The 2,028-nt window shown below is 58.6% G+C and carries 1 protein-coding gene; it reads left to right on the top strand.

The window, feature by feature from the left end; all coding sequences use genetic code 11:
- Positions 1–973: 973 nt before the first annotated feature.
- The coding region (locus tag K359_RS0147730) for a GGDEF domain-containing protein (protein ID WP_245284963.1) at positions 974–2,028 on the top strand (1,055 nt) is incomplete at its 3' end.

The raw sequence follows: 2,028 nt of genomic DNA, 5'->3' as shown, positions 1-2,028 counted from the left end.
AAGGTGGGCAACGCCGACCTCTTCAGAAATTCAACAGAACCCGGGACATCCCCGAAATTCGTTCACGATGGGGTCCGGATCGGCGCCGATCGGCCTCCCGCTATCTTCCAAAGTCACGAACCAGATCAATAGGTGGCCTCACGTCGCCCCGGGGGCGCATTCTGGGGCTTATTTACACTTGGGGCGGACACGCCGCGTCAGGAGAGGCTCCGGACATGGGCGACGCTGCTGGCCGCGCGCCCGATAGAGCTGGACCAGCGATTACTTTGTCCGTCGGACATCTCTTCGTCCGTCATCCGGGACGGATCGAGTAATTCCTCCTTGCCGCAAGCCAATCTCACAGGTTGCGTTAGGGAACCTACAAGGTTTGGCAGGCGGCTAACTCAACAAGCTTAGGTAACCTAACGGCCCCGGTCGCGCAGTACGGGGACATCCCATACGAAGGAGATCGCAGATGGCCTACGAGAACCTCGTCAATCAAAGCGGGCTGACGCTTACGATTTTGCTCATTACGCGTGTTGACTCGGAGCCGAACCAGTAACGGACCGATTGTGGCGGCGGCACTACCGGCGGGCGGCAGGCAGACGGTTGAGTACGGTAATACGCAGACTCCTTTCCTCAACGGGATCGTGATTTCCTTGTCTTTCGATGGGCGTTTTCGAGCGCCTCGCAGACCGTGACAACTCGCGGCAGGAGCCGGAATAATCTGCTGAACGACAAGGCCGACCCTGTCGGCGCCGCCGCCTGCTCGACGGGGTGCCCCAGATGGACGGAAAGCTCAAGCTCATGCCTCCGTCCACTCCCGTGCAGCGGTGATCGCGGGCGCCGAATTGTTAAATGGCCTTCCGGCCGCGACGCATCCTGGTTCCTTCATCTGGGTAGTACACAAGGACCGAAGGTGCTCTGGGACAGAGTATCCCTCGGGACCCCAAGAGGCTATGAAACGACCGCACGTCATCATGGGAGGCGGTATATGCATATGAGCACCAATCTTGCGGTACACGAACCGAGCAACGCGCTCCGGCTGGTGACACAGGCGTATATGAGCCTTCTCCTCATCGCCTTTGCCCTTATGCCCGCCCAGTTCATTGCCTATCTGTATTTCCAGCAGGATCCCACGCTAAAATTCGAGAATCACCTGTTTCATGAATTCGCGATTGCCGTCGCCACCCTCGAAGGGCTGTTCGTCACCTATGTGACGTGGCGTTGCTACCGGTCTTCAGGCGAACCTCTGTTGCGTTGGTTGACGCTGGGTTTTCTCGGCTTCGTGCTGGTCTATTCGCCGCACGGCGCCTTCACCGAGATGGCACACCGCAATATTTGGCTGTTTCTGCTCTATGGGCCAGCGTCGCGTCTCGCGATGTCGATTCTGCTCTTCGTTGGGCTGCTCTGCTACAACCAGCCGTCAGACAAGCGTTCGGATCCGCGCGCATGGCTGATCTGGATCGGCTTATTCCTGACGATGGATATAGCCGTCGCCTTGATCGCCTACTCCCCCTATGCGGGACACCCCGCGGTACGCTTGTCCATGGAGGGCGGCGCAATGGTGTTCAGCGCGCTGAACGTCGCGGTCATGTTCATGCGACGGATTCACTCGCCGCTCATGCTCGTTTTCGGCATTTCGGTCGGGTGGTTTGCGCTATCGTCGCTCGCATTCATTCTGGCGGCGCCGTGGAATCATATGTGGTGGCTCGCCCACGCGATCTTTGCGGGCGGGTTCTTCCTGCTCAGCTATGGCGTTGTCCAGGCGCTCCGAACGACGCAATCCTTCTCGACAATCTATAGCCAGGAAGAAATGATGGCCCGCCTGGCCGAGTCGATGGCCGACACTCAAAGGGCACTACAACAAGTTCAAGTGAGCAATCAAATGTTAGAGCGTCTTGCCGCCACCGACCCACTGACCGGCGCCGGAAATCGGCGACACTTCCTCGAGCATATCGGCGCCGAGATCGCGCGGGCCAAACGAACCGGTGCTCCATTATCTCTGCTGTCGCTCGATCTCGACCATTTCAAGGATATCAATGACTC

It is taken from the genome of Bradyrhizobium sp. th-b2 (assembly GCF_000426785.1).
Taxonomy (GTDB): domain Bacteria; phylum Pseudomonadota; class Alphaproteobacteria; order Rhizobiales; family Xanthobacteraceae; genus Bradyrhizobium; species Bradyrhizobium septentrionale.
The sequence above is the reverse complement of the archived record's forward strand: the minus strand, read 5'-3'. Positions and strand labels throughout refer to the sequence as shown.